This window comes from Umezawaea sp., from assembly GCF_036375055.1.
Lineage (GTDB): Bacteria > Actinomycetota > Actinomycetes > Mycobacteriales > Pseudonocardiaceae > Umezawaea.
Genome location: NZ_DASUSQ010000042.1, coordinates 15527 through 42110, shown reverse-complemented (window position 1 = coordinate 42110; position 26584 = coordinate 15527). Strand labels below are relative to the sequence as shown.

Annotated in this window: 20 protein-coding genes and 1 pseudogene; 12 read left to right on the top strand and 9 right to left on the bottom strand. The window is 73.8% G+C overall.

Annotated elements, in window-relative coordinates; translation table 11 throughout:
* Positions 1-46: 46 nt before the first annotated feature.
* Positions 47-1003, bottom strand: a complete 957-nt coding sequence (locus VFZ92_RS12935; protein ID WP_330876123.1) for a quinone oxidoreductase — start codon at positions 1001-1003, stop codon at positions 47-49.
* A 49-nt stretch (positions 1004-1052) separates the two neighbouring features.
* On the opposite strand from VFZ92_RS12935, the gene VFZ92_RS12930 reads away from it, so the two are divergent.
* From VFZ92_RS12930 to VFZ92_RS12915, 4 genes are all read left to right on the top strand, one after another.
* Positions 1053-1688, top strand: a complete 636-nt coding sequence (locus VFZ92_RS12930) for a TetR/AcrR family transcriptional regulator (RefSeq protein ID WP_330876122.1) — start codon at positions 1053-1055, stop codon at positions 1686-1688.
* Between the two features lie 9 nt (positions 1689-1697).
* On the top strand, positions 1698-2306 hold the full coding sequence (locus VFZ92_RS12925) for a TetR/AcrR family transcriptional regulator (RefSeq protein WP_330876121.1): 609 nt from the start codon (positions 1698-1700) through the stop codon (positions 2304-2306).
* A gap of 145 nt (positions 2307-2451) precedes the next feature.
* Positions 2452-3138 (top strand): SDR family NAD(P)-dependent oxidoreductase, encoded by a 687-nt coding sequence (locus VFZ92_RS12920; protein ID WP_330876120.1) that lies wholly within the window; start codon positions 2452-2454, stop codon positions 3136-3138.
* A gap of 314 nt (positions 3139-3452) precedes the next feature.
* Positions 3453-3887: a VOC family protein gene (locus VFZ92_RS12915; protein ID WP_330876119.1), complete on the top strand. Its 435-nt coding sequence runs from the start codon at positions 3453-3455 to the stop codon at positions 3885-3887.
* A 555-nt stretch (positions 3888-4442) separates the two neighbouring features.
* On the opposite strand, the gene VFZ92_RS12910 is transcribed toward VFZ92_RS12915, so the two are convergent.
* Genes VFZ92_RS12910 through VFZ92_RS12900 form a run of 3 tightly spaced genes read right to left on the bottom strand, consistent with a single transcriptional unit; the run spans position 4443 to position 8181 of the window.
* Positions 4443-6680, bottom strand: a complete 2238-nt coding sequence (locus VFZ92_RS12910) for a xanthine dehydrogenase family protein molybdopterin-binding subunit (RefSeq protein ID WP_330876118.1) — start codon at positions 6678-6680, stop codon at positions 4443-4445.
* Positions 6677-7663 (bottom strand): xanthine dehydrogenase family protein subunit M, encoded by a 987-nt coding sequence (locus VFZ92_RS12905; RefSeq protein WP_330876117.1) that lies wholly within the window; start codon positions 7661-7663, stop codon positions 6677-6679. Before VFZ92_RS12905 ends, VFZ92_RS12910 begins: the two co-directional genes overlap by 4 nt.
* Positions 7660-8181, bottom strand: a complete 522-nt coding sequence (locus tag VFZ92_RS12900; protein WP_330876116.1) for a (2Fe-2S)-binding protein — start codon at positions 8179-8181, stop codon at positions 7660-7662. Before VFZ92_RS12900 ends, VFZ92_RS12905 begins: the two co-directional genes overlap by 4 nt.
* 115 nt (positions 8182-8296) lie before the next feature.
* Between VFZ92_RS12900 and VFZ92_RS12895 the strand changes: the two genes are divergently transcribed.
* From VFZ92_RS12895 to VFZ92_RS12865, 7 genes are all read left to right on the top strand, one after another.
* Positions 8297-9229 (top strand): AraC family transcriptional regulator, encoded by a 933-nt coding sequence (locus tag VFZ92_RS12895; RefSeq protein WP_330876115.1) that lies wholly within the window; start codon positions 8297-8299, stop codon positions 9227-9229.
* 79 nt (positions 9230-9308) lie between these two features.
* Positions 9309-12116 carry an AfsR/SARP family transcriptional regulator gene (locus VFZ92_RS12890; protein ID WP_330876114.1) on the top strand — a complete coding sequence of 936 codons (2808 nt, stop codon included), beginning with the start codon at positions 9309-9311 and terminating at the stop codon, positions 12114-12116.
* Between the two features lie 243 nt (positions 12117-12359).
* Positions 12360-13043 (top strand): response regulator transcription factor, encoded by a 684-nt coding sequence (locus tag VFZ92_RS12885; RefSeq protein ID WP_330876113.1) that lies wholly within the window; start codon positions 12360-12362, stop codon positions 13041-13043.
* Entirely contained in the window at positions 13036-14160 is a 1125-nt protein-coding gene (locus VFZ92_RS12880) for a HAMP domain-containing sensor histidine kinase (RefSeq protein WP_330876111.1), read from the top strand. Before VFZ92_RS12885 ends, VFZ92_RS12880 begins: the two co-directional genes overlap by 8 nt.
* An 841-nt stretch (positions 14161-15001) precedes the next feature.
* Complete coding sequence (locus VFZ92_RS12875; protein WP_330876110.1) at positions 15002-15757, top strand: glycosyltransferase; 756 nt, start codon at positions 15002-15004, stop codon at positions 15755-15757.
* Entirely contained in the window at positions 15758-16924 is a 1167-nt protein-coding gene (locus VFZ92_RS12870; RefSeq protein WP_330876109.1) for a glycosyltransferase family 4 protein, read from the top strand.
* Positions 16921-17907: a DUF3068 domain-containing protein gene (locus VFZ92_RS12865; RefSeq protein ID WP_330876108.1), complete on the top strand. Its 987-nt coding sequence runs from the start codon at positions 16921-16923 to the stop codon at positions 17905-17907. Before VFZ92_RS12870 ends, VFZ92_RS12865 begins: the two co-directional genes overlap by 4 nt.
* On the opposite strand, the gene VFZ92_RS12860 is transcribed toward VFZ92_RS12865, so the two are convergent.
* Genes VFZ92_RS12860 through VFZ92_RS12850 form a run of 3 tightly spaced genes read right to left on the bottom strand, consistent with a single transcriptional unit; the run spans position 17904 to position 20477 of the window.
* Positions 17904-18632, bottom strand: a complete 729-nt coding sequence (locus tag VFZ92_RS12860; protein ID WP_330876107.1) for a class I SAM-dependent methyltransferase — start codon at positions 18630-18632, stop codon at positions 17904-17906. The genes VFZ92_RS12865 and VFZ92_RS12860 overlap by 4 nt on opposite strands.
* 1 nt (position 18633) lies before the next feature.
* Positions 18634-18801: a hypothetical protein gene (locus VFZ92_RS12855; RefSeq protein ID WP_330876106.1), complete on the bottom strand. Its 168-nt coding sequence runs from the start codon at positions 18799-18801 to the stop codon at positions 18634-18636.
* Positions 18802-18803: 2 nt separating this feature from the next.
* Positions 18804-20477 (bottom strand): hypothetical protein, encoded by a 1674-nt coding sequence (locus VFZ92_RS12850; RefSeq protein ID WP_330876105.1) that lies wholly within the window; start codon positions 20475-20477, stop codon positions 18804-18806.
* Between the two features lie 101 nt (positions 20478-20578).
* Here VFZ92_RS12850 and VFZ92_RS42470 point away from each other — a divergent pair, with 101 nt between their 5' ends.
* Positions 20579-21784 (top strand): lipopolysaccharide biosynthesis protein, encoded by a 1206-nt coding sequence (locus VFZ92_RS42470; RefSeq protein ID WP_414719886.1) that lies wholly within the window; start codon positions 20579-20581, stop codon positions 21782-21784.
* A gap of 900 nt (positions 21785-22684) precedes the next feature.
* Here VFZ92_RS42470 and VFZ92_RS42585 read toward each other — a convergent pair.
* Positions 22685-25759 (bottom strand): annotated as a pseudogene (locus tag VFZ92_RS42585) (alpha-(1->3)-arabinofuranosyltransferase); the annotation flags it as partial.
* A 50-nt stretch (positions 25760-25809) separates the two neighbouring features.
* Entirely contained in the window at positions 25810-26544 is a 735-nt protein-coding gene (locus tag VFZ92_RS12840) for a class I SAM-dependent methyltransferase (protein ID WP_330876103.1), read from the bottom strand.
* Positions 26545-26584: the final 40 nt, after the last annotated feature.

Here is a 26584-nt window from a genome sequence, read left to right as displayed (position 1 = left end):
GCGTGTGGTGGGGAAGGAGGTGCTGGTCGGGGAACGGGCGCGAAGGTCAGGGGAACAGCAGCAGTTTCCCGGTGGTGGCGCGCGATTCGATGTCGGTGTGGGCGCGGGCCGCGTCGGCCAGCGGGTAGCGGCCTCCGATCCGGACGACCAGTTCGCCCTTCTCGACGAGCGTGAACAGCTCGGTCGCGAACGCCGCGAACGAGCCGGGGGAGCGGACGTGGTCGTCGGTGGTGGGGTAGGTGAGCCGGACGCTGCGGGGTAGCCGGTTCACCCTGATGGTCGGCACCTCGCCGATCAGCGGCCCGTAGAACACCAGCGTCCCGTGCGTGCGCAACACCTCCAGCGACGCGTCGAACGTGGTCGCGCCCGCGCCGTCGAACACCGCGTGCACGCCCGCGCCGCCGGTGATCTCCCCGACCGGTTCGACGAACGCGCCACCGGTGGACACCAGGACGTGGTCGGCGCCCGCGGCGGTGGCGACCTCGACCTTCTCCGGCCGCGACACCAGACCGATCACGGTGCCACCACGGGCCTTGACGAGCTGGGTGAGCAGCATCCCGACCCCGCCCGCGGCGGCGTGCACGAGCGTCACGTCGCCCGGCCGCACCGGGTGCGAGACGGTGGTGAAGTGGTGCGCGGTCAGGCCCTGGAGCACCAGGGCCGCGGCGGTCTCGTCGTCCACGGCGTCGGGCACCGCGACGACGCGGTCCTCGGGGAGCACCGCCTGCTCGGCGTAGCCGCCGTGGCCGGTGGTGTTCATCCACGCCACCCGCTGGCCCACCGCGAACCCGTGCACGCCGTCGCCGGTCTCCGCCACGACACCGGAGCCCTCCGCTCCCGGAACTTCGGCCAGGCCGTCCCGGCGGATGGCGGTGTCGAAGAAGTTGACGCCCGCCACGCGGACGTCCACCAGGACCTCTCCCGGACCCGGACGGGGTGCGGGGCGCTCGCGCGGCCGCAGCACGTCGGGTCCACCCGGTTCGTCGATCACGATCGCTCTCATGCGGCGAACGTAGGGTCGGCAAAATGTACCCGCAAGTACAATCCTGGTCGTGACCACCGCGAAGGGCGCCGCCACCCGTCAGCGCATCGTCGAGGCCGCGGCGGCCGAGATCCGGGAGCGCGGCACGCTCGCCACCACGCTCGACGACGTGTGCCGCCGCAGCGGCACCGGCAAGAGCCAGCTGTTCCACTACTTCCCGGAGGGGCGGGAACAGCTCCTGCTCGCGGTCACCGAGCTCGAAGCCCGGCACGTCTTCGACGACCAGCAGCCCTACCTGGGTCAGCTCGCCTCGCGCGCGGCGTGGGAGCGGTGGCGCGACGCCGTCGTCGCGACCTGCCGCCGCCAGGGGCCGCACTGCCCGCTCGGGGTGCTGATCGCCGACGTCGGCCGGTACAGCCCGGCGGCGCGGGCCGTCACGACGCAGCTCGTCCGGCGGTGGCAGGACGCCGTCCGGCTCGGCATCGAGGCCACGCAGGCGGCCGGTGAGGCGAACCCGGCGCTCGACGCCGACCGCACGGCCGCGGCCGTGGTCACCGCGGTCCAGGGCGGTGTCAGCGTCCTGCTCTCCACCGGCTCCGCGGACCACCTGGAGGCCGCGCTGGACCTGTGCCTCGACCACCTGCTGGTCCCGGTGCAGTCCGGGGCCCGACCCGTCGTTCCGCATCGATCGGTGCGGAACGAGTAGGCTGCCGAGGTGGAGACCAGGAAGCCCCGTCCGACCGGCCGCCCGCGGGGGTTCGACCCCGACGAGGCCCTCGAACGCGCGGTGCTGGTGTTCTGGGAGCACGGCTACGAGGGGGCCAGCCTGGCCATCCTCACCGAGGCGATGGGCATCTCCACCACGAGCATGTACGCGGCCTTCGGCAACAAGGACGAACTGTTCCGCAAGGCGCTGGAGCGCTACACCGAGGGCCCGAGCGCGTACCTGGTCCGGGCGCTGGACGAGCCGACCGCGCTGGGCGTCGCCACGGCGGTCCTCGCGGGCGTCGTGCGGACCACCACCAGTCCGACGGGCCCCAACGGGTGCCTGGGCGTCCAGGGGGCACTGGCCACCGGCGAGTCCGGCCGGGGAGCCCACGACCTGCTCGTCGAGTGGCGCGACAGCGGCTACTCCAGCGTCCGGGAGCGGTTCGAGCGCGCCGTCGACGACGGAGACCTGCCGCCGGGCGCAGATCCGGCGCTGCTCGCCCGCTACGTGACCTCCCTGGCCTACGGCATCGCCGTGCAGGCGGCAGGCGGTGTCGGCCGCGACGAACTCCAGGACCTGGCCGACGCCGCCCTGCGCGCCTGGCCGCCGGCCTGATCCCCGGCGGGCGTCCGCCACTTCCGCAGTGATCGATGCGGAACGTGCTACGGTCGAGTTCTGCATCGATCACTACAGAACTGTTGTTCGACGTCGACCGCCCGCGCGGAGAACGGTTCGAGCACGGGTTTTCGAGAGGATGGGCATGACCGTCACACTGATCACCGGGGCCAACAAGGGCATCGGTTTCGAGACCGCCAAACAGCTCGTGGAGCTGGGGCACACCGTCTACGTCGGAGCGCGTGACGTCGAGCGGGGGGAGAAGGCCGCCGCGGAGCTGGGCGCGCGGTTCGTGCGGCTCGACGTGACCGACGACGACTCGGTGAGCGCCGCGCTGGCGACGATCGGTGCGGACGAGGGCCTGCTCGACGTCCTGGTGCACAACGCGGGCGTCCTCGGGAACGAGCCCCCGACCGGTCCGGCGGCGCTGCGGGTCTTCGACACCAACGCGGTGGGGATCGTGCGCGTCACGGAGGCGGCGCTCCCGTTGCTGCGCAAGTCCTCGAACCCCACCGTGGTCACGGTGTCGAGCAGCCTCGGGTCGTTCTGGGCGGTGACCAACCCCGACCGGCCGGAGTTCGGGATGCCGCTCGCGCTCTACTCCGCGTCCAAGGCGGCGGCCACCATGCTCACGGTCCAGTACGCCAAGTCCCAGCCCGGCATCAAGTTCAACGCGCTGGAGCCCGGCACCACGGCCACCGACATGACCGCCGCGTTCGGCATCGGACGGCCCGCGGAGGAGAGCGCCAGGGCCGTCGTGCGCCTGGCGACCCTCGGTGTGGACGGTCCGACGGGAACCCTCCAGGAGGAGGGCGAACTCCTGCCCTGGTAGGAGAACGGGGGGCAGTGTCCTCGCGCTGCCCCGCCGGCTGGTGGGACTTGGTCGGCTGGCGGGACTTCGCTGGCTGGTGGGACTTGGTCGGCTGGTGGGACTTCGCTGGCTGGTGGGACTTCGTCGGCTGATGGGACTCCGCTGGCCTGTGGGACTTCGCCGACCTGCGGGTCCGTCCGTTGTCGAGGCCGTGCGCGAGCCGCGCGCGGTGCCCGCCGCCGACGGCCCGTTCAGCCGGGTGCCACCACCGCGGGGTTCCCGCCCGCGGCCGAATTCGGGTCTCGCCGCGCGGCCCGTCCCGTTAGGGTGCTCCCATGGGGTCGGTCAAGCAGGTCCAGGTCACCTTCGACTGCGCGGAGCCCGAGCGCGTCGCCCGGTTCTGGTGCGAGGTGCTGGGGTACGTCGTGCCGCCGCCCCCGGAGGGGTTCGCGTCCTGGGCCGAGTTCGACCTGGGGCTGCCTCCTGAGCGCCGGGGTGCGGCGTACGCCTGCGTCGACCCGACGGGCGCGGGTCCTCGGCTGTTCTTCCAGCGCGTTCCCGAGGGCAAGGTCGTCAAGAACCGGGTGCACCTCGACGTGCGGGCCGGTGCCGGACTCGTCGGCGCGGAGCGCCTCGCCACCCTGGAGGCCGAGTGCGCTCGGCTGGTCGCGCTCGGTGCGGTGCGCGTGCGGCTGCTGGCCGCCGACGGTGTCGACGAGTCGTGCATCGTGATGCAGGACGTCGAGGGCAACGAGTTCTGCCTCGACTGACCGGCGCCCGCGCTGCGCGGACGCGCCGGAGGCCCGGTCGTCCGTCAGGTGGTTCACGCCCTCCTCCGTCGCGCACCTCGCACTCGGCGCGAGCGGTCGACCCGATTCGGCACCGGACACGACCGGAGAGGACCACCCGGCTCTCGTCCTCCCGGCCGTGGGTGTGCGGCGGGCCGGCGTCCTTCCGGCCCGCTCGCAGCACGGGTCCACTTCGGACACGGGCCTCGGTCGACGGGTCTAGCGCTGTTGGACAGGTGTCGAGCAGTGGTATGCGGCGGTCGGTGGGACACCCCGATCACGGGCCGGGAGACCATCGCCGCCGCCCTGCCGGGCTCGCTCAGCCGCCTGGACGCCACGCACTCGGTGAGCAGGCCGAGGGTGAGGCGGCGCACCTCGAAGGCATCGTGGCGTGCCTGCACCTGCCTGGGGACGACCACTCCCGCCACGTCCTCATGGGCAACGGTACGACGTCGACCTCGTCCGGAGCGGCGACACCGGTGCCCGGCCCCGTGACCCAATTGTCCACAGTGGACGCCGATTGGACGTGCCCCGCGGTCACAACAGCTTGTCCGGGGTGATCGGCAGTTCGCGGACCCGCTTGCCCGTCGCGTTGTGGATCGCGTTCGCGATGGCCGCGCCCGTGCCGGTGATGGTGAGTTCACCGATGCCGCGCGCGCCCAGCGGCGAGCGGGGGTCCGGGACGCCGGTCCAGATGACGTCGATCTCCGGCACGTCCAGGTGCACCGGGATGTGGTACTCGCCGAGGCCGGGGTTCATGATGCGGCCGTTGCGCTCGTCGACCAGCGTCTGCTCGGTCAGCGCGAGCCCCATGCCCATGATGATGCCGCCGCGGAACTGGCCGCCCGCCGTCGTGGGGTTGACGACGCGCCCGCAGTCGAGCGAGCCGAGGAAGCGGCTCACCCGCGCCTCGCCGGTGACGGCGCTGACGCGCACCTCGCAGAACATGGCGCCGTAGGAGTGCATCGACCACTCGGCCATCTCCGTCGGCGGAGGGGCGCTCGCCTCGACGACGACGTCGGCGCGGCCTGCCGCGGCGAGGATGGACGCGTAGCTCTCGTGCCGTCCCGGATCGCCGAGCCTCGCGAGGCCCGCGTCGTGCGGGCCGACCTCGTCCGGCGTGAGACCCGCCAGCGGCGAACCCGTCCCCACCAGTGTGAGCAGCTCGGCCACGAGCGCGCGCCGGGCCGCGAGCACGGTCGCCGCGACGGTGACCGTCTGGCTCGACCCGAGCGCGGCCACCAGTCCGGGCAGCGTCGAGTCGGCGAACCGGATCGTCACCCGGTCCGGCGGCAGCGCCAGGCTCTCGGCGGCGACCTGGGTCTGCGCGGTGGCGGTGCCCATGCCCGCGTCGTGCGCGGCGATCTCCACCGTGGCGGCACCGTCGGCGGTGAGCGTGAGCCGTGCCCGCCCGCCCGGCTGCCGGACGTAGAGGTGCGACGCCGCCGCGCACCCCGTGCCCACGAGCCACTCGCCCTCGCGGACGGCGCCTGGGACCGGGTTGCGCTTCGCCCAGCCGAACCGCTCGGCACCCGCCCGCCAGGCCTCGACGACGTGCCGCGAGGAGAACGGCCTGCCGCTGGTCGGGTCCACGGCGGGCTCGTTGCGGATCCGCAGCTCGACGGGGTCGAGGCCGAGGGCGACCGCCACCTCGTCCACGGCGCTCTCCAGGGCGAAGCTGCCGACCGCCTCGCCCGGCGCGCGCATGGTGGAGGGGGTGAGCATGTCCTGGTACGCGCCCTGGCAGTCGATCAGCAGGGTGCGCGTCGCGTAGGCGCTCCGGCTGGTGAACGGGAACGCCTCGACGAGCGCGTCGTTCCTGGTGTGCGCGGAGGTCCCGGTGTGGATGAGCGCCTCGAAGCGGCCGTCCGCCGATGCGCCGATCGCCACCCGCTGCTCGGTGAGCGAGCGGCCCCCGACGAGGCGGTACACGCTCTTCCGCGAGAGCGCGAGCCGCACCGGCCTGCCCGCGAGCTTCGCCGCCGCCACGGCCAGCGGCTGGTGGCTCCACACCCCCTTCCCGCCGAAGTGCCCTCCGACGTAGGGGGCCGTGACGTGGACCCTCTCCTCCTCGATGCCGAACATGTGGGCCAGCGTCCAGGCGGTGTGCACGACGACCTGCGAGGCGTCGTGCACCACCAGGTCGTCGCCGTGCCACACCACCGTGAGCGCGTGCGGTTCGAGCGCGTTGTGGTTCTGGTAGGGCGTGCGGTAGGTGGCGTCCACCGCCACGTCCGCCGCCGCCAGCGCGGCTTCCGCGTCGCCCACCTCGACGTGCAGCTCGTGGCCGAACAGCACCGCCGTGTGGGTGCCGTCGGCCTTCGCCCGCGCGAGGGACGTGGTCGAGGGCTCCGCGTCGTACTCGGCCCCGACCAGCGAGGCGGCGTGGTCGGCCTGCTCCGGGGTCTCGGCCAGCACCACCGCGATCGTCTGGCCGTTCCAGCGGACCCGGTCGTCCTGCATGACCGGCAGGTCGTCGGGCCCGCCCGCCTTCTCGCTCGTGCCGGACAGCGGCATCGGCCGCATCCGCGGAGCGTTGTGGTGGGTCATCACCAGCACGACCCCCGGCGCGGCCTCCGCGGCGGCCGTGTCGAGCGCCGTGACGCGCCCCTTCGGGATCGTGCTGTGGACCAGGGCGGCGTGGACCAGGCCGTCGTAGGCGAACTCGGCCGCGAACGGCGCCTCACCGCGCACCTTGAGCGGTCCGTCGAGGCGCGGCACCGGATCGCCGACCCACCCCCGGCCCCCGGCCGCCGTCGTCCCCCTGTCGTTCACGCGGTTCCCCCTGCCAGCTCGTCGAGCACGGCCGTGATCGTGCGGATCGCGAGTTCCACCTTGAACCCGTTGTCGCGCAGTGGCTCCGCGGACGCCAGTTCGGCCTCCGCGGCGGCGCGGAAGGCCCGCGTCGTCGCCTGCCCGCCGGTGAGCGCCTCCTCGGCCCCCCGAGCACGCCACGGCTTGGGCGCCACACCGCCCAGCGCCAGCCGCACTCCTTCGACGACGCCGTCCCGCACCTCCAGCACGGCCGCGACCGACACCAGCGCGAAGGCGAAGCTGGACCGGTCGCGCACCTTGCGGTAGGTCGACCGGGCGGCGGCCGGCAGCGGCGGCAGCTCGACCGCCGTGATCAGCTCGTCCGGCGCGAGCACCGTCTCGACCTCCGGGTGGGCCCCCGGCAGCCGGTGCAGCTCCGTCAACGGGACCGTCCGCTCGCCCGCCGACCCCTCGACGTGGACCGCGGCGTCCAGCGCGGCGAGCGCCACGCACAGGTCCGACGGGTGGGTGGCCACGCACGCGGCCGACGCGCCGAGGATGGCGTGCGTGCGGTTGACCCCGTCGATCGCGTCGCAACCCCGGCCGGGGTCGCGCTTGTTGCAGCGCGATCCGGCGACGTCGTAGAAGTAGGCGCACCGCGTCCGCTGGAGGACGTTGCCGCCGACGGTCGCGGTGTTGCGGATCTGCGCCGACGCGCCCGAGAGGACCGCGCGGGCCAGGACGGGGTAGCGGGTGCGGACGTCGCGGTGCTCGGCCAGCGCGGTGTTCCGCACCGCCGCACCGATCAGGAGCCCACCGCCGGGCCGCCGCCGCACGGTCGAGGACAACCCCGTCACGTCGATCAGCGCGGGTGGTCGTTCGACCGTCTCCCGCAGGAGGTCGACGAGGTTGGTGCCGCCGCCGAGGTACTTGCCGCCCGTCGTCCCGCTCAACCGGACGGCGTCCGAGGCGTCGTCCGCGCGGGTGTAGGTGAAGGGGATCACGCGCGGCCCCCCGCGTAGGTCGCGGCGACGGCGGCGACGATGCCGTTGTGCGCCCCGCACCGGCACAGGTTGCCGCTCATCCGCTCGCGCAGCTCGTCGTGGGTGAGGTCGACCCGGTCCGCCGACAGGTCGCGCGTGACGCTGCTCGGCACGCCGCGCCGCACCTCGGCCGCCATGCCCACCGCCGAGCAGATCTGACCGGGTGTGCAGTACCCGCACTGGAGGCCGTCGTGCTCCACGAACGCCCGTTGCAGCGGGTGTGGCTCGTCGCCCTGCGCCAGGCCCTCGACGGTGACGACCTCCCGTCCCGCGCACTGCGCCGCCAGCAGGAGGCAGGACACGACGCGGGCGCCGTCGACCAGCACCGTGCAGGCCCCGCACGCGCCCTGGTCGCAGCCCTTCTTCGTGCCGTGCAGGCCGAGCCGCTCGCGCAGCAGGTCCAGCAGCGACGTGCGCGGGTCGTCGGGCGGGTCGACCGCCGTTCCGTTGATCCGGATCGATGGGTTCTCGCCGGCCATCCGGCCTCCTTCGGGTCGTGGGAGCGGAGGGGTCTCCGTCCTGCTCCCACTCTGCGCCGGTCGGTCCGTACTCCGAATGGTTGCCAGTCCGCTTTTCCTGCGCGAAAGTACGAACATGAGCGGGGACCAGCTGTCGGAGGTGTTCGACCTCATCGAGGTCCGCGGCCTGCTGTCCGGCGGGTTCGCCGTGCGGGGCCCGTGGGTGTCGCGCGGCGTCATCCGGGACTCGCTGAAGCTCCTCGCGGTGGTGTCCGGCCGGGTGCGGCTGATGACCGACGGCCTCGACCGCCCGATCGACCTCGCCCCCGGTGACGTCGCGGTCCTGAACAGCCGGTCGTGGGTGGAGCTGCGCGGCGGCACCGGGGACGGGCCGCCCGTCGAGCTCGTGCCGGAGGAGATCGACCCCGGCGCCGCCCTCGTCGGCGCCGACCTCGACGTCGACGACATCGTCCTCGGCGGCCGGGTCGACATCAACGACGCCGGTCGGGCGCTGCTGCTCCAGGCGCTCCCGCCGGTCGGCCACGTCCGCGGCACGGCTGCCTCCGCGACCGCCCTGGGCACCAGCCTCGACCGGTTGTTCGACGAGGTGAGCGGCAACAGGATCGGCTCGGCGTTCGCGATCCGGCAGTACTGCCAGCTCGTGCTGCTGGAGGTGGTGCGGGCCTACCTCGACCAGGCCGCGCTGCCGCCGGGGTGGTTGCGGGCGCTGGCCGACGACCGGTTGCGCCCGGTGCTCGCCCTCATGCACGCGGAGCCCGGCAGGCACTGGGGGCTCGACGAACTGGCGCGTGCCGCGGCGATGTCGCGCACGTCGTTCGCCGAGCGCTTCCGCACCGTCGCGGGCGTGCCCCCGGTGGCCTACCTCAACCGCCTGCGCATGATGCTGGCCCAGCGCGCCCTCCGCGACGACGACGCCCGCGTGGGCTCCCTCGCCGCCGAGCTGGGCTACTCCTCGGACAGCGCCTTCAGCACCGCGTTCAAGCGCGAGGTCGGCGAGTCGCCGCTGCGCTACCGGTACCGCGTGCGCGAGGAGGCGTCGGCCCGCTGACGTCCCGACCTCGAACGACCGCGGCCCGAGCCCTCGACCTGCTATGCCTGGTGGTGGGCACGCGCGGAGGGGAGCGGGCATGGCGGTGGCGGTGCACCTGCTGGGCGAGGTGGGCGTGGAGGTGGACGGGCGCGCCGTCGACCTGGGCTCACCCAGGCAGCGGTGCGTGCTGGCCGCGCTGGCGGTCGACGCGGACCGCGCCGTGCCGGTGGACCGGCTGGTCACGCGCGTCTGGGGCGTGGACGCGCCGCGGCGGGCGCGGTCGACCCTGCACACCTACGTCTCCGGGCTGCGGCGGGCGCTGGCGGGCGTGGACGGCGTGGCCCTCGTGCGCCGGTCCGGCGGCTACGCCCTGATCACCGACGCGACCGGGGTGGTGGACGTGCACCGCTTCCGCGCCCTGCGCGCCGCGGCCGACGCGGACGCCGACGACGAGCAGGTCGCGCGGCTGCTGGCGGACGCGCTGCGGCTGTGGCGCGGGCAGGCGTTGACCGGGGTGGACAGCGAGTGGGTGCAGGCCGAGCGCGAGCGGCTGCGCCTGGAGCGGCTCGCCGTGCAGCGCGACCTGACCGACGCCCGGCTGCGCAGGGGCCTCGGCGCCGACCTGGTGGCCGAACTGGCGGCGCGGGCCGCCGAGCACCCGCTGGACGAGCACGTCGCGGGCCACTACATGCTCGCCCTCCACCAGGCCGGGCGCACCGCCGACGCCCTGGAGCACCACCGCCTGCTGCGGCGGCGGCTCGTGGAGGAGCTGGGCACCGAGCCCGGCGCCGCGCTGCGCGACCTGCACCGGCGGATCCTGGCCGCCGATCCCACCCTGTCCACGGCCGCCGCGGGGACGGGCGGGCGGCCGGTGGTGCCCGCCCAGCTGCCGGGCGCACCGGGTCGGTTCACCGGCCGCGTGCCCGAGCTGGCCGAACTCGACCGCGCCCTGGCCCGCGCTGGTGACCACACCTCGCCCCGGCCCGCGGGAGCGACCGCGGTGATCTCCTCGATCGGCGGCACCGGAGGCATCGGCAAGACCTGGCTCGCCCTCACCTGGGCGCACCGCAACCTGCACCGCTTCCCCGACGGGCAGCTCTCGGTCGACCTGCGCGGCTTCAGCCCCAGCGAGCCCGAGCACGCCGCCGACGTGCTCGCCGACTTCCTCGCCGCCCTGGGCGTCGACCGCGACCAGCAGCCGCCGGGGCTCGACGCCCGCGCCGCGCTCTTCCGCACCCACACCACCGGCAGGCGGATGCTGGTCCTGCTGGACAACGCCGCCACCCCCGACCAGGTCGTGCCCCTGCTGCCCGGCGGCGACTCGTGCACCGTCCTGATCACCAGCCGCCACCGGCTCCCCGTGCTCCTCACCCGGCACGGCGCCCACCCCGTCCACGTCGACGTGCTCACCGAGACCGAGGCCCGAGCCCTGCTCACGGCCGCGCTCGGCGGCGTGCGCACGCCCGGCGCGGACCGGGCGATCACCGAGCTGGTCGGTCTGTGCGGCGGGTTCCCCCTCGCCCTCGGCCTGGTCGCCGCCCGCATCCGCACCCACCCCGGCCTCGTGGACGACATCGCCGCCGAACTGCGCGAGTTCGGCCTGGACGCGCTCGACTCCGACGACCCCCACACCAGCCTGCCCGCGGTGCTGTCCTGGTCCCTGCACCGGCTCACCGACCAGCAGCGCACCGTGTTCGGACTGCTCGGCACCGCCCCCGGCACCGACACGACCCTGCCCGCCGTGGTGTCCCTGACCAGGTTGTCCCCGACCAGCGCGCGCACGGCGCTGTCGGCGCTGGAGGAGGCGTCGCTGATCGGGCGCAGGCCGCGCGGCCGGTACGCGATGCACGACCTGGTCCGCGACTACGCCGCCGCCACCGCCCACGAGCTGCCCGCCGACGTGCGGGAGAACGCCCTGACACGGGTCGTGGACTTCTACCTGCACACCGCGAGCACCGCCGACCGGCTGCTGGACCCCCACCGCCAGGTCGTGCGGCTCGACCCGCCCGCGCCCGGCGTCCACCCGCACCCGCTGCCCGACGCCGCGTCCGCGCTGGCCTGGCTGGAGGCCGAGCACCCCACCCTCGTGGCCACCCAGCACGCCGCGGTCGCCCTGCGCCGCCACGCCGTCGTGTGGCACTTCGCCCGCGTGCTCGGCCTCTTCCGCGCCCGGCGGGGGTACGGGCGGGACGCGCTCACCTCGTGGCGGTTGGCGCTGGACGCCGCCGCCCACCTGCCCGATCCCGCCGTCCTCAGCCGCACCCACCGGTTCCTCGGCCACGCCTGCTCCCAGCAGGGGCTGCACGACGAGGCCGTCGAGCACATGGAGCGGGCCCTCGACCTGGCCGCGCGCCACCAGGACCCGGACGAGCTGGCGAACACCCACATGGCGCTCTCCCTCGCGTGGGGAGCGCGGGGGGACGACCGGAAGGCCCTCGACCACGCGCGGCACGCCCTCGACCTCTTCCGCTCCGGCGACCACCCGGTGCGGGAGGCCGACGCGCTCAACATGGTGGGCTGGTGCGCCTCCCGCCTCGGCGACCACGACACCGCCCGAGACCACTGCCGCGCCGCCCTCGCCCTGCACCGGCGGCACCACTACCCCGTGGGGGAGGCGGAAACCCTGGACAGCCTCGGGCTCATCGCCCACCGCACCGGCGACCACCGGCAGGCCGTCGACCACTACCAGCAGGCCCTCACCCTGTTCCGCACCCACGGCGACACCCGCTACGTCGCGGGCACCCTGGACCACCTGGGCCACGCCCACGCCGCCCTCGGACAGCACGACCAGGCGCGCGCGGCCTGGGAGGAGGCGGCGGCGCTCTACCGCGACCAGGGCAAGGACGCCGACGCCGACCGCGTGCGCGGGCAGCTCGACGACCTGGACCGGCCGGTGGTGCGGTGATCGGGTTGGCTGGTCTGGCTGGTTCGTGCACGTGGACCGGCCGGTGGTGCGGTGACCCGTTGGCGTGTCCGGGCTGGTGGTTGGCGGGTTGGCACGTCCGCGCTGGTGGGCGGCCCGTTCACCGGTTCGCACATCCGGACCGGCGGGCGGCGCGTCGACCCGGTTCGCGGGCCCGGACCGGTCCACGACCCCCGACCCGGCTCGCATATGCGCGCGATACGCCGCCCTCCCTAGGATCCGCCCGTGCGGGTGCTGATCGTGGAGGACGAGCCCTACCTGGCCGAAGCCGTCCGTGACGGTCTTCGGCTGGAGGCGATGGCCGCCGACGTCGCGGGCGACGGCGAGGCCGCCCTGGCGCTGCTCAGCGTCAACTCCTACGACCTCGCGGTCCTCGACCGCGACATCCCCGGCCCCTCCGGCGACGAGGTCGCCCGGCGCATCGTCGCGTCCGGCAGCGGCATCCCGATCCTCATGCTCACCGCCGCCGACCGGATCGACGACAAGGCGTCCGGGTTCGAACTCGGTGCCGACGACTACCTCACCAAGCCCTTCGACCTCCGCGAACTCGTGCTCAGGCTGAGGGCCCTCGACCGCAGGCGCGGCCACAGCAGGCCACCCGTGCGGGAGATCGCGGGCCTGCGGGTCGACCCGTTCCGCCGCGAGGTCTACCGCGACGGCCAGTACGTCGCGCTCACCCGCAAGCAGTTCGCCGTCCTCGAAGTCCTCGTCGCCGCCGAGGGCGGTGTCGTCAGCGCCGAGGAACTGCTGGAGCGGGCCTGGGACGAGAACGCCGACCCGTTCACCAACGCCGTGCGCATCACCGTCTCGGCGCTGCGCAAGCGCCTCGGCGAACCCTGGATCATCGCGACCGTGACCGGCGTCGGCTACCGCATCGACACCGGGCGCGGGGGAGCGGGCGGTGGATAGGGAACCCGGTCTGAGCGTCCGCCTCAAGCTGACCCTCAGCTACGCCGGGTTCCTCATGCTCGCGGTCACCCTGCTGCTCGCCGTCGCGGGCGTCTTCTACTTCGGCGGCCTGCCCGCCGACGCGATCTACTCCACCGGCAGTTTCATGATCAACCGCACCTCGATCGTCCGCGCCTTCCTGCCGTTCCTGGCCTTCGCCATGGCGGCCCTGCTCGTGTTCGGCCTCGTGGGAGGGTGGGTCCTCGCGGGACGGATGCTCGCCCCCCTGACCCGCGTCACCGAGGCCGCCCGCCTGGCCGGGACCGGGTCGCTCTCCCACCGGATCCGGCTGCCCGGCCCGGGTGACGAGTTCCGCGAACTCGCCGACGCCTTCGACGCCATGCTCGCGCGCCTCGAAGCCCACGTGGCCGAACAGCGGAGGTTCGCGGCCAACGCGTCCCACGAGCTGCGCACCCCGCTGGCGATCTCGAAGGCGCTCCTCGACGTCGCCCGCGGCGACCCCGAGGTGGACCGGGCGGAACTCGTCGAGCGCCTGCACACCGTCACCACGCGGGCGATCGACCTCACCGAGGCCCTCCTGCTGCTCAGCCGCGCCGACCGCGGCGGGTTCACCCGCGAACCCGTCGACCTCTCCCTGATCGCGGAGGAGGTCGCCGAGACGCTGCTCCCGCTCGCCGAACGGCGCGGGATCACCCTGGAGGTCACCGGCGGGACGACGCGGACCGCGGGCTCGGCGGCGCTGGTGCTGCGGATGATGACGAACCTCGTCCAGAACGCCGTCGTCCACAACCTCCCCGAGGGCGGCACCGTCGTGGTCCACACCGAGTCGCGGCACGGCGCGAGCGTGGTGCGGGTCGAGAACACCGGCCTCCCGCTCGCACCGGACCTGGTGCCGACCCTCACCGAACCGTTCCAGCGCGGGGCGGAGCGCGCGCGCACCGACGAGCACGGGGGCGTCGGCCTCGGGCTGGCCATCGTGCACAGCGTCGTCCGCGCCCACGACGGCACCCTCACCCTGGCGGCCCGCCCCACCGGCGGTCTCCTCGTCACGATCCGGCTCCCCGGTCTCCGGCTGCCCCACGGCGGTCCCACCGCCGACCCCTGGCACCGCGGATGAGGCCGGTGGTCGGGTGCGCGGGCCGTCAGCGAGTCGTCGCGCAAGAATCGCGGGACGTGGCGGTCAGGGTTGGATATTCCGTCCGGACATCCGCCGGATCCGGTTTTGGTGGACGGGACTGATGGCGTCGAATAGACCGGGTGGTCACCTTTGGCATTCCCGGAGGGCGCCCGATCGCCCGAACTGCTCGTCATGACGCTGACCTGCGGAGATGTCGACGTGTCAGGCGGGTGCGACCTGGCTGAAAAAGCGTGTTTGCCCATGTCACGCGGCAGGTCGAGGCTCTGGGAACGGCATGATTACGAGTAAGGGCAGTATCGGATTGGTCTTGAAACAACGCGCTATCTAGGTTTTATTACGGAACGGGATCGATCCGTTACCTATTTGAATGTGGGCCGTTCTCGGGCGAACCGATATGCGATCGACGCCTGGTGGATCGCCGTCAATCGCGCGGACGTGTGGTATCGCGAGCGCCTGACCAGGGTGTTCGTCCTAGTGGTAGATCCATTCAGATGATGTGACCTGCGTTCTTCGTCTGCTGGCGATGCTCTTGTCCAGCGAACGGGTGGCTTTCACCGGATCTTTGTTCAGTAGATCGATCGCCGTCTGGTCATCGCCATGCTGATTAGCCCGTCCAGCGCAAATTCGGGCTCTGAACGGCACAAAGTTCGAAGGCGGGCGTTGCTTGGACAAGCGATGTGACGTATATCACACTGACCTTTTATTTCCGGGGAACTACCGTTGGGTAACTTTCGCCGCCCTGAGACCTGCGTCACGTCATGGGAGGACTCTTGCGACACCGTGCTGGGTTCTGCACGCCCGGAACACCGGCGGCGAACCCATGACCCTGCTTTCCGTCGTCGTGCCCGTGCGCAACGAGGAGTCGCGCCTGTCGACCACGCTGGCCGCGCTCACGACGGCGCTCGCCGCCACCCGCGAGCCGTGCGAGGTCGTCGTGGTCGACAACACCAGCACCGACCGCAGCGGCGAGGTCGCCCGCGGGCACCGGTCCGGACCGGTCCCGGTGCGGCTGATCCGGTGCGACCAGCCGGGGAAGGGCGCCGCGGTCCGGACCGGGGTGCTGCGGACCGACAGCCGCTACGTCGGCTTCTGCGACGCGGACCTGGCGACCGACATGGCGGCGCTGGTGCCGACGCTGCGGTTCCTGCGCACCGGCGTGAACGTGGTCGTCGGGTCGCGGGCGCACCCGAACTCGATCGTGCGGGCGAGGCACACCCAGATCCGCCAGGCGGGCGCGTGGGCCTTCCGCCACGCGGCGGGCTCGATCGTGCCGGGCGTCGGCGATACCCAGTGCGGCTACAAGTTCTTCGACCGGTGCACCGCCGACGCGATCTTCCAGCCGCTGCGCACGCCGGGGTGGGCCTTCGACGTCGAACTGCTCGCCAGGGCGCAGCGGATCGGCGCGATGATCGTCGAGCTGCCGGTGAGCTGGACCGACGTGCCGGGCTCCACGTTCCGCCCGATGCGGGACGGCTACCGCAGCTTCGCCGCGCTCGCCAGGATCCGGGCGATCCTCGGCGCGGAGAAGCCCCGCGCCGCCGTGCCGGTCATGACACCCGTGGCGGAGGTGGCCTGAGTGCGACCACCGCTCAACGGTGCGCGGGTGGTAGTGGTGAACTGGCGCGACCGGGGGCACCCGCTCGCCGGTGGCGCCGAGGAGTACGCCGCCCGGATGGCGGACGCGATGACCGCGGCGGGCGCGCAGGTCACCTTCCTCACCGCCAGGGGTGAGGGGCAGGACCGGGGCGACGGTGCGACCGTGCGCCGCGGCGGCCGGTGGACGGTCTACTTCTGGGCGCTGCTCTGGTTGCTGCGCAACCGGAGCAGCGTCGACCTGGTGATCGACTGCCAGAACGGGATCCCCTTCTTCAGCCCCCTGGTGGTCGCCAGGTGGACGAAGGTCGTGCTGGTGGTGCACCACGTGCACGACGCCCAGTTCGCCGTGCACTTCCCGCCGTGGCTGGCCAGGATCGGGTGCTGGCTGGAGGGTCCGGCCGCGCGCCGGGTCTACCGCCGCGCGGTCACGGTCGCGGTGTCGCGGTCGACCGTGCGGGCGATGCGCGAGCGCCTCGCCTGGCGCGGCCGGATCTTCGTGGTGCCCAACGGCCTCGACCGGCCGCCGCCCGTGGACGGCACGCGCTCCGAACAGCCGTCGCTGGTGTGCCTGGGCAGGCTCGTCGCGCACAAGCGGGTCGACCGGCTGATCGGGATCGTCGGCGCGCTGCGCGGACGCTGGCCCGGACTGCGCCTGCACGTGATCGGCCGGGGGCCGGAGGAGGCCGCGCTGCGCCGGGCCGCCGAGCCGTTCGGGGACGCCGTCGTGGTGCACGGCTACGTCGACGACTCGACGAAGAGCGCCCTGCTGCGGGAGTCCTGGCTGAACGTCACCCTGTCGGACGGCGAGGGCTGGGGACTGGCGGTGGTCGAGGCCGCCGCGCACGGCGTCCCGACCGTGTGCCGCGAGGTCGACGGCCTGCGGGACTCGGTGCGGCACGACGAGACCGGCTGGCTGGTGCCGGAGGGCGGGGACGTCGGCGGTGCCGTCCACGACGCGCTCTCGCTGCTGGCGCGGCCCGACGACGCCGAGGCCGTGGCCGACGCGTGCCGGGCGTGGGCCGCCCGTTTCGACTGGACCACCAGCGGGCGGATGTTCGTCTCCGCGGTGTCCGGGCTGCTCGACAGTACAACCGCGGGCCGCGTCGGTGGCCCCGCTCCTGAGGAGGACCTTTGCGACGCGTTGTGACCTTAGTCTTGCTCGGACTCGGCGTGTTCGCGATCGCGACCGGGCTGTTGCTGCGGTTCTACGCCTATCCGGCGCTCGCCAAGATCCCGCACGACCCCAAGACGTCCGCGGTGGCCCAGGGCAGCGGCATCACCGCGCTCGTCTACGTGGAGAAGAACGGGGCCCCGACGCAGCCGGAGATCCGCCGGAACCTCAGCCTCACGTCGAGCACGTTCGTCTCCGGAGACATGCGGGCACCGGAGGTCAAGGCGGACAGCCGGGTGACCTCGTGGGTGGAGGCCACCCGCATCACCGAGGACCGGGACGGGCTCACGCTCAGCGCGAGCGTGCGCGAACTCTGCCTGGACCGGTACTCCGCGGAGGCCGTCGCGCCCTGCACCACGCAGTACGTCCAGAAGACCAAGGAGGCGGGCAAGGACACGAAGGTGCCAGGCACCCGCGGCCAGCCGCAGTTCCCCGGTCTGAACTTCAAGTTCCCGTTCCAGACCGAGAAGCGGACCTACCCCTGGTACGACACGGGGGTCGGCAAGCAGGTCGACGCCACGTTCGACGGCGAGGACCAGGTGCAGGGCCTGCCGGTGTACCGGTTCACGGTGTCGGTACCGCCCACCGACATCGACGGCAGGCAGGTGCCGGGCTCGCTGGTCGGCAAGCCCGACGCGACGGTCGCGGTCCGGCTGCACTACCAGGTGGACAAGACGATGTGGATCGAGCCGGACACCGGCGCGCTGATCAAGGTGCGCCAGTCGGTGAAGCAGGAGCTGCGCGGTCCGGACCAGGGCGCGGGTCGCGGCACCACCGTGTTCGACGGAACGCTGGAGCTGAACCAGAAGACGGTCGACGCCAACGTGCGGGCGGCCGAGGCGAACAAGTCGCGGTTGTGGCTGCTGACCGGTCTTCCGGTGGTCCTGTGGATCGCGGGAGGCGTCCTGCTGGCCGCCGCCGCCGCGCTGACGCTCGTCGGCCGCCGGTCACGGCACTAGGCGTTCTTCCGCAGCACCAGGACGAGGTTCCAGGACACGACCTCGCGGACCACGGGAACGCGCACGACCCAGGTCGCCCACCACGGGTGGTACCGGGGGAGTGCGCGTTCCAGGCGCGCGTCCGGGTGGGTGCGCGCCCAGCGCAGCGCCGAGCCGACGGACACCGCGAAGAGGCTCTCGCCGTACCGGTTCTTGGGCTCGCGGCCGTTGCGGGCCAGGAACCTGCGGCGGGCGCGGTGGCCGCCGAGGTAGTGCCACGGCGAGGTTTCGTGGCCGCCCCACGGGGAGTACCACGGCGTGAACGACAGGAACACCGTCCCGCCGGGCTTCGTCACGCGCACCATCTCGTCGAGCATCGCGCGGGGTTCGTCCACGTGCTCCAGCACGTTCGACGAGTAGCAGATGTCCACAGAGGACGTTCGAACGGGCAGTCGTGTGCCGCTGGCCCGGATCATGCCCTCGGAGTGCGCGCCGCGGGCCGACAGCTCGCCGACGTCCGGGTCGAGGCCGACGTAGTGGGCGCCCGCCGCGCGGAACGCGTCGGCGAAGTAGCCGGGGCCACCGCCGACGTCGAGCAGGCTGCGGCCCGAGAGGGGCGTGAACCCGGCGAGCTGCCCGGCGGAATCGGCGGCCAGCAGCCGGTAGAAGGCGTCCCGGTCGGTCTGCTCGTCGCGGAAGGCCTTGAACAGGCGGACTGACCGGTCCAGCGTCGCTCGGCTCGGCACCTTACGGCGTGCCGTAGTTGACGACACCGTTCGCGTTGTTGGCCTCCGGCGCGTTCCGGAACTCGACCGCCCTGTCCGGAGCCAGTGAGTTGACGAGGACGAACGTGCCGGCCCCGGCGAACGCGAGTCCGGCGACGATGGCGACGACGGCACCGATCACTGTGCGCACGCTTACTCCTCGACTGTCCGTGAGACCCCCGGCCGTCTGAATCTACCGGCTGGTAACAGCAGCCACAATAGGCCGGACGCGACGAGTGCCAGTGCGGCCAGATCGCCTGCCAGCACAGGCGAAACCGGTGCTCCGGCCGGTGGCGGCGCGACCGGTCCCGGCACCCGGTAGAGGGTCAGCCACGGCCCGGACCACACCTCCCGCAGACCGTCGAGCACGCGGGGGTCGACCGTGCCCGGAGTCCCGTGCTCCACCAGCACCCAGCCGATCCCCAGCGCACCGAGGTCGGCGTCGCGGGCCAGCGCCTCGCGCACCGCGGCGGCCCGACCGTCCTCTCCGGACACCGGCCTGCCGCCGACGTGCACGACGTCGTCGGTGACGACCGTCCTGGGCAGGAACCGGGGCGCCGGGTCGAGCTGGGTCCGGTCGTCGTTCCAGGCGAACCGCCGGAACGCCGACATCGGCAGGGACAGCACGTCGCCCGCGCCGCGGTCCGCCGCCAGCGCGGTCCGCACGGCGCTCCAGTCGGCCGGGTAGTCGACGGTGTCCAGGCGCCCCGCCCCCGCCCAGGCGAGGTCGGGCATCGTGACGAGCGGGAGCAGCGCGGCCAGCCACACGAGCGCGGTCCGGTCGGCCAGGTGCCTGCCCGCCGCCTCGACGCCGAGGGCGACCCCGAGCGCGAGCGGGAGCGCCCACCACGCGACCCACTTCTGCGAGTCCCGCAGCAGACCCGCGCCGGGTACGTGCGACACCGCCCACGCCAGCGCGTCACCACCGCCCGGCACCGTGCCGAACACCGCGACCGCGACACCGACCGCGCCGAGCAGGACGAACGACCGCGCGGGCGCCACGCCCCAGCGCGGCGCGAGCGAGCGCAGCCCCACCAGGGCCACCGCGACCGACAGCAGCGTGAGCACCGGGGCCAGCGGCATCGCCCGGCTGCCCGGCACGACCTCGGAGTTCCAGATCCCGCCGAGGCCGAGCACGCTCGTGACCGGCGTGCCCCAGCTCTCGGCCCTGGCGGCGAACGCCGCGGCGCCGTCCGGGCTCGACAGCGAGCCGCCGGGCCGCAGCACGGAGGGCAGCAGCCACGGCAGGTTCAGCACCACCGCGACCGGCGCGGTGACCGCGAGACGGCGGCGGCCCGAGCACACGACCGCGAGCACCGCGGCGATGATCCCGCCGGTCGGCGTCAGGACGGCGGGAGCGCAGACCAGGACCAGCCTCGCCAGGGCCTTGGGTTCGCCCCGGCGGACCGCGAGCCCGGCCGCCGCGATCCACGGCAGGCAGGCGTAGGCCACCAGGTACGGCCAGTGGCCCATGAAGAGCCGTTCCGCCTGGTAGGCGCTCCAGCCGTACCAGACCGCGGCGACGACCCGGATCGCGACCGACTCCGCGGGCACGAGCCTGCCCGCGCCGAGCGGACCCGCGAACAGGGCCGCCAGGAGCACGAGCTTCTGGACGACGTCACCGGGCAGCAGCGCGGTCGCGAACGACACCACCGCGTCCGCCGGGACCGACCGGGGCAGCGCCGAGCCGAGACCGAGGCCGTCGGGCAGGAGCGCCTGGTCCGGGGCGAACACCATGTCGTAGTTCAGGACGAAGCCGCGGCCGAGCAGCGGGGTGAGCACGAGCAGGGCGAGCGCGGCGGACACCGCGGGCAGGACCAGCCGCATCGCACCCGTCGCTTCTCCTCGGCGGCACCGGAACCGGGGCCGCGGGTTTAGGGTTCCCCGAGGACTACCCCGCGGTAACCCGAACTTAGGGGACGAAGCCGATGGCGGACACCCTTCCGGCCAGGACACGCCTCGACGCGGTCGTCGTCGCGGTCGCCTTCGGGGGCAGCAACGTCGCCAGCTACCTGCTCACGCTGATCGCCGCGCGGCTGCTCGCCCCGTCGGTCTTCGGCGAACTGGGCTCGCTGCTGGCGGTCCTCGCGATCGGCGCGGTGCCCGCGATGGGCTTGCAGACCGTGGTGGCCCTGCGGGTGGCGCGGGCACCCGAGCAGGACCGCGGGCCCCTGGTCACGCTGGGCCTGATGACCGGCGGCGCCGTCTTCGCCACCGCGCTGGCCGCCGCACCCGTGCTGGTGGTGCTGCTGCACCTGCCGGGGCCGTGGGCGGTGCTGCTGCTCGCCTGCGCCCTCGCGCCGATCACGCTCGTCGGCCTGTGCCACGGGATCCTCCAGGGCACCCAGCGGTTCCGGTCGATGGCCCGGCTGATCGCGACCGAGGCCGTCGGACGGGTCGGCGGCACGCTGGCGGGCCTGCTCCTGCTCCGCACGCCCGCCGGCGCGTTCGCAGGCACCCTCGCCGGGTCCGTCCTCGTCGCCTGCGCGGGCTGGCTGATCTGCGGCCGACCGGTGCCGGGACCGCGCGGCGCCGGGCACGTGCGCGACGTGCTGCACGCCGTGCAGGCGCTGCTGGCGCTGGTGCTGCTGGTGAACCTGGACCTGGTGCTGGCCCGGCACACCCTCCCCGCGGGCGCGGCGGGGGAGTACGCGGTGGGCTCGGTGATCACGAAGATCGCCTACTGGCTCCCGTACTCCATCGCCGTCGTCGTCCTGCCCAGGCTGGCCGACGCCACGGCCCGCCGCCGGATCGTGCCGATCGCGCTGGCGGTCTGCGCCGCCGCGGACGCGGTGGTCGTGCTGGGGTGCGCGCTGTTCGGCCGCACGGTCGTGTCGCTCGTCGGCGGTTCGGCCTACGCGGCGAGCAGCCTCCCGGTGTGGCCGTTCGCGCTGGTCGGTTCACTGCTGGCGCTCGTGCAGATCCTGCTGTACTCCAGGATCGCGGACGCCGACCGACGGACCACGTCACTGACGTGGCTGGCGGTCGGGTTCGAGGTCGTGCTGGTCCTCCTCTGGTGGCACGGGTCGGCCGTCCAGGTCGTCACCGGGGCCGTCACCGCCACCGCCCTGCTGGTGTGCCTCGGGGCCCTGGTCGAGTTCCGGTCGCGGGTCGAACCAGTCGAGGCAGGGTGAGACCGCCGCGGCCAGCGCGACGAGGATGGCCGCCTGCGTGGCCGTCCCGTACGCCCAGTCCTGCCCGTGGCCCTGCAAGCGCCCGACGACCGCGATCCCCGTGGCGGTCGCCATCCCGGCGACGACGATCCCGGCCGTGACGTTGAACCGCGCGCCGTACCGCTGGGCCACGGCGCGGGCGAGCAGGCTCGCGATCAGCAGCACGACCGGCAGCACGCCGCCGACGGCCGCGAGCAGCACGACCAGCGCCGCGGGCACCCACCGGCCGCCGCCGGGCGCAGTGGTGATCCGGACCCGCCCGCGCACCGGCACGAGCGCGACCAGCAGCAGGATCGCGACGGCCGCGGCACCGACCAGCAGCCGCTGCCGGTAGGTCGTGTCGGGCTCGAAGTCCAGCACCACGGTCGTCGCGCCACCGGCGGGCAGCACCCATGCCTGCTGCCACCCGTCGACCCTGGTGCGGTCCAGCGGCTTCCCGTCGACCTTCGCCACCCAGCCGTCGTTCGCGTTCTCCGGGACGCTGAGGACCGCGGCCGGTCCGGCGTCCACCCGCAGCTGCCGGTGGGCGACGTCCCACCGCTCGACGTCGATCGCGCGCCGTCCCGGCTCCGGCTGGTCGGCTCCGGCCGCGCTGGGCCGCAGCGTGAGGTCCTGCACCACGAAGGAGTCCGACCGGGCGGTGCTCACCTCGTGCTCCCGGCCGTCGAGGTCGACGCCCTCGACGAGGTCCCGGCACGTGCCCAGCGGCAGCGGCCGGTGCTGGAACACGTCCCGCAGCGTGCCGGACACCGTGGTGGCGTAGGAGGTTCCGTCGACGGTGACGGCCGGGCCCGAACCGCACGGCACGGTGAACGGGGTGTCCAGGGGGATCGGCCGCACCAGGTCGGGCGCGCCCGCGATCTCCACGTCGCTGATGCCCACCGGCCCCGGAACGCGGTCGGGCACGCCCTCGCTCCTCTGGACCGTGATGTCCAGCCGGTCCGTGGTGGCGGCGAACTCGACCGAGCCGTCGGAGAACACCGGCACGGTGCGGCTCAGCTCCGGGGTGGTGATCCGCACCTCGGTCGGGCGGGACGCGCCGGACAGCGCCGACGTGGTCAGCCGCAGCCCGGTCACGTCGCGGGCGCCGGACCACGCCAGGCGCAGCGTGGGTTCCTCGTCGGTGTAGTCGGCGATCCACGTCGTGGCGGGGTTGACGTCGACCGCGGCCAGCGGCGCGGCGGCCGGATCACCGGCCAGCTGGGTCGTGCTGGAGACGGTCACCCCCGCCGGGGTCACGGGGACCACACCGCCGACGGTCGGCAGGACCGTCCCGGCGAGGACGTAGTTCGCGTCGTCGCGGGTGCGGAACAGCCGGTGGACCCCGTCGGGCTCCTCGCCGCTCCTGGCCAACCCCACGTCGCACCGCTGGTCGCCGTCGGTGCCGGTGCAGGAGTAGCGCGGCTGGGCGCCGCGGCTGAACGCGAAGGTCGTCCGCTGCTCCGGACCGGGTTCGACGTCGGCGGGCACGCGCAGCGCCCGCTGGGCGGTCACCCCCGGCACCGACAGCTCGGCGATGCCGACGGAGCCGGTCGTCTGCTCGGCCGCCACCGACAGCACCGTGACCCGGACCCTGCTCGTGAGCCCCGGCGACACCGCGAACGCCTGCGGCGCGGCACCCCTGGCGACCTCGTGCTCGCGGGAACCGGAGTCGGTGGTGATCCTGATCCTGGTGACCGGCCAGCCGACGCGGATGTCGTCGACCACCCGCAGCGACACCTGGTCGACGACCCTCGGCGTGTCCAGCCCGACCTCCAGCCACTGCCCGGCCGGACCGTCCAGCGTGGAGGACTGCCAGGCGCTGTAGGGATCCCCGTCGATCGCCGCGAACGGCATGGACGACGGGTCGGAGGCCCGGACGGAGTCCGCGAACCCGGTCGAACTCGACGCCGTGACGCCGCGGATCCCGCGGTAGGCCGCGAAGGTCAGGTGCTCGGGGCCGGAGAACGGCAGGATGTCGGAGGCCGGTCGGTCCTGCCTCGGCCGCTCGTCGGGCGCGAGCGTCTGGCTCAGGTTGTCCCGCACCCGCCCGACGTTGCGCTCGCGGTGACGCAGGCCGTCGGTCACGAGCCAGTCCCGGCTCGCGGGCGCGCCGCCGTCGCCCGCCAGCACGGCGGGCCGATCGCCCCGCAGCACTCCGGAGTCGAGCAGCGGCAGCAGGGATTCCGGGCCACCGCTCACCGTCGCGAGGTCCTCGGCGTGCACGGCGACCGCGCGCGGCACCGCCCGCTCCACCTCGTAGACCTCCAGCGCGGGCGCCGGTGCGGCGTCGAGGTCGATCGCGCCCGCCACCGGCTGGTCGCGCGGCGCGACCTCGGGGCCGAACGTCGCCACGCGCTCGATCCCGGCGGAGCGGGCCAGCGCGTCCCGCACCACCGTGACCGGGGGCGCGCCCGTGGCGGGTCGGTCGATGTCGTTGCGCACCAGCAGGAACCGGTGCCCGGAGCGGGCGAGGAAGTCGGCGAGGCCCGGCGAGCCCCTGCCGTTGGCGAGCGCGTCCTCGACCGCGTCCATCAGCCGGGTGTTGCCCTCCGAGCCGAGCGGGATCTGGCTGCGCAGCGCCCACGGCGACCGGGCCAGCGCCTGCGCGGGCTCGTCGACCGTCCTGCCCCAGGTGTACTCGCCGAACCCGGTTCCGGGCAGCAGCAGGGTGCGGGCGTCCGGGTCGTTGTCGGCGAGCCACGTCATCGCCGAGCGCCAGTAGTCGGGGACGTCCTGCCACCCCGGTCCCGGCCGCAGCGTGAACGTCCACGCGGGCACGGCCGTCACGGCCACCAGCACGACACCGACGGCGAGCCGGGCCCGGCCCGCGAACGCCCGGCCCGCGGCGGCCGGGACCCGCACGCGCGACACGGCGTGCGCGAACGCGAGCACCAGGGGCAGCCGCAGGCCGGGTTCGAACTTGTGCACGTTGCGCAGCGGGGCCAGCGGCCCGTCCAGCAGCGCGCGGACGGTGTGGGACAGCGGGCTGTCGAGCTCCCCGACGTAGCCGATGGTCATCACGGTGACGCCCGCGACGACGCCGAGCGTCAGGAAGAGCCGTTCCGGCAGCCCTCGGCGGACCAGCCCGGCGAGGCCGACCGCGGCGACGAGCCCGGTGGCCAGCATCAGGACCGGGTTGTCGACCAGCACGAAGCCCGACGGCCACCACGGGCTGCCCTGCACGATGTAGGCCACCCACTGGTTGGTGCCGCGCAGGACCTGGAACAGCGACGTCGGCGCCGTGGTGTTGGCGGCCGACTCGACGTAGTCGACGAACGGGAGGCTGTACTCGCCGAGCAGCATCAACGGCAGCAGCCACCAGAGCACGGACGCGACCACGGCGCCGGACCACCAGAGCACGAGCCGCACGTGCCGCGCGGTCCACCGCCGGGTGAGCAGCCACAGTCCGGGCAGCAGCAGGACCGTGATCACCAGCGCGCCGTTCATCCCGCCGACGCCGAGGACCGCCAGTCCGGACAGCCCGGCCGCCCGGCGCGGTGACCCGATCCGGTCGGCCCGCACCAGGGGCAGCAGGATCCACGGCAGCATCACGGCCGCGACCATCTCCGCCGACAGCGGACCGATCTCGGTCAGCATCCTCGGCGCCAGCGCGTACGCGACGGCTCCCAGGTACTGCGCCGGGGCGCTGCCGACGCGCAGCGCCCGCGCGACCGCGAGCACCCCGCCGAACGCGGCGCACAGCAGCAGGGCGCACCACAGGCGCTGGGCGATCCACGGCGGCAGCCCGAGCAGCTGGCACAGCGCGAAGTACGGGCCCATCGGGAACAGGTAGCCGTAGGCCTGGTTCTGGAGTTCGCCGCCGCTGGCCGCCGGGTTCCACAGGTGCAGCGCGCGGCCGAGGAACGCCAGCGGGTCGACCACCAGGTCCAGCTTGGTGTCGAAGGTGGTGCGGCCGGGCCGTTGCAGGAACGACAGCAGCGTGAGACCCAGCACGATCCACGTCGTGGGACTGCGGAGCAGGCCCACGGCCACCCCGGCGCGCGTCACCTCTTGCGGACGACGTATCTCGTGGACCGCCAGTGGGTCGCGGGGACGTCCTCGGACACGCTGTCCACCACCTCACCGCCGTGCGCGGCGACCACGGCGCGGACCCGGTCCGGTGCCAGCGCGGTCATCCGCATCGGCGCCGGGTAGCGCAGCACGACCCGCTGCCCCCAGGCCACCAGCCGGTAGGGCGCGAACCGCCACACCACGCCGCGCGCTGTCCACAGAGGACTCGTCGTGCACTGGAGCACCGCCACGCCACCGGGGCGCAGCACGCGCAGGAACTCCGCCAGGTAGGCCTCGATGGCCGTGCGCGGCAGGTGTTGCAGCACCAGTTCGGTGTAGACCAGGTCGAAGTCGCCGTCGGGGAACCGGCGCAGGTCCGGCGTCTCGTTGTGGACGAACCGGCACTTCCCGCCGCTGCGGTCGAGCTCCTCGGCGGTGGCGAGCATCGGCGGTGAGACGTCCACGCCGACGACCTCGTCCGCGTGCTCGGCCAGCGCCTGCGACAGCCGTCCAGCGCCGCACCCGAAGTCCAGCACCCGCCGCCAGGTCACCGGCAGGTCGAGCCGGGCGAGCCACTCGCGGGCCACCGCCACGTCCCGCCTGCCCAGTTCGAGGAACTGGTCGACCTCCCACCGACCGCCGCGCTTGTCCGGCGCGACGTGCACCGCCCACAGGGGATCCGCTTCGCCTAGCCGGGTCCAGTCGCGGCGCACCTGGTCGAAGGTCATTCGCCGGAGTCTAGTGCCTGGCCGGCGGCCTGTGCCCCGT

Coding starts and splice junctions, on each gene's coding strand:
- VFZ92_RS12935 (WP_330876123.1), bottom strand. CDS start 1,003: ATGAGAGCGATCGTGATCGACGAACCGGGTGGACCCGACGTGCTGCGG.
- VFZ92_RS12920 (WP_330876120.1), top strand. CDS start 2,452: ATGACCGTCACACTGATCACCGGGGCCAACAAGGGCATCGGTTTCGAG.
- VFZ92_RS12915 (WP_330876119.1), top strand. CDS start 3,453: ATGGGGTCGGTCAAGCAGGTCCAGGTCACCTTCGACTGCGCGGAGCCC.
- VFZ92_RS12900 (WP_330876116.1), bottom strand. CDS start 8,181: ATGGCCGGCGAGAACCCATCGATCCGGATCAACGGAACGGCGGTCGAC.
- VFZ92_RS12895 (WP_330876115.1), top strand. CDS start 8,297: ATGAGCGGGGACCAGCTGTCGGAGGTGTTCGACCTCATCGAGGTCCGC.
- VFZ92_RS12890 (WP_330876114.1), top strand. CDS start 9,309: ATGGCGGTGGCGGTGCACCTGCTGGGCGAGGTGGGCGTGGAGGTGGAC.
- VFZ92_RS12875 (WP_330876110.1), top strand. CDS start 15,002: ATGACCCTGCTTTCCGTCGTCGTGCCCGTGCGCAACGAGGAGTCGCGC.
- VFZ92_RS12850 (WP_330876105.1), bottom strand. CDS start 20,477: ATGCGGCTGGTCCTGCCCGCGGTGTCCGCCGCGCTCGCCCTGCTCGTG.
- VFZ92_RS42470 (WP_414719886.1), top strand. CDS start 20,579: ATGGCGGACACCCTTCCGGCCAGGACACGCCTCGACGCGGTCGTCGTC.
- VFZ92_RS12840 (WP_330876103.1), bottom strand. CDS start 26,544: ATGACCTTCGACCAGGTGCGCCGCGACTGGACCCGGCTAGGCGAAGCG.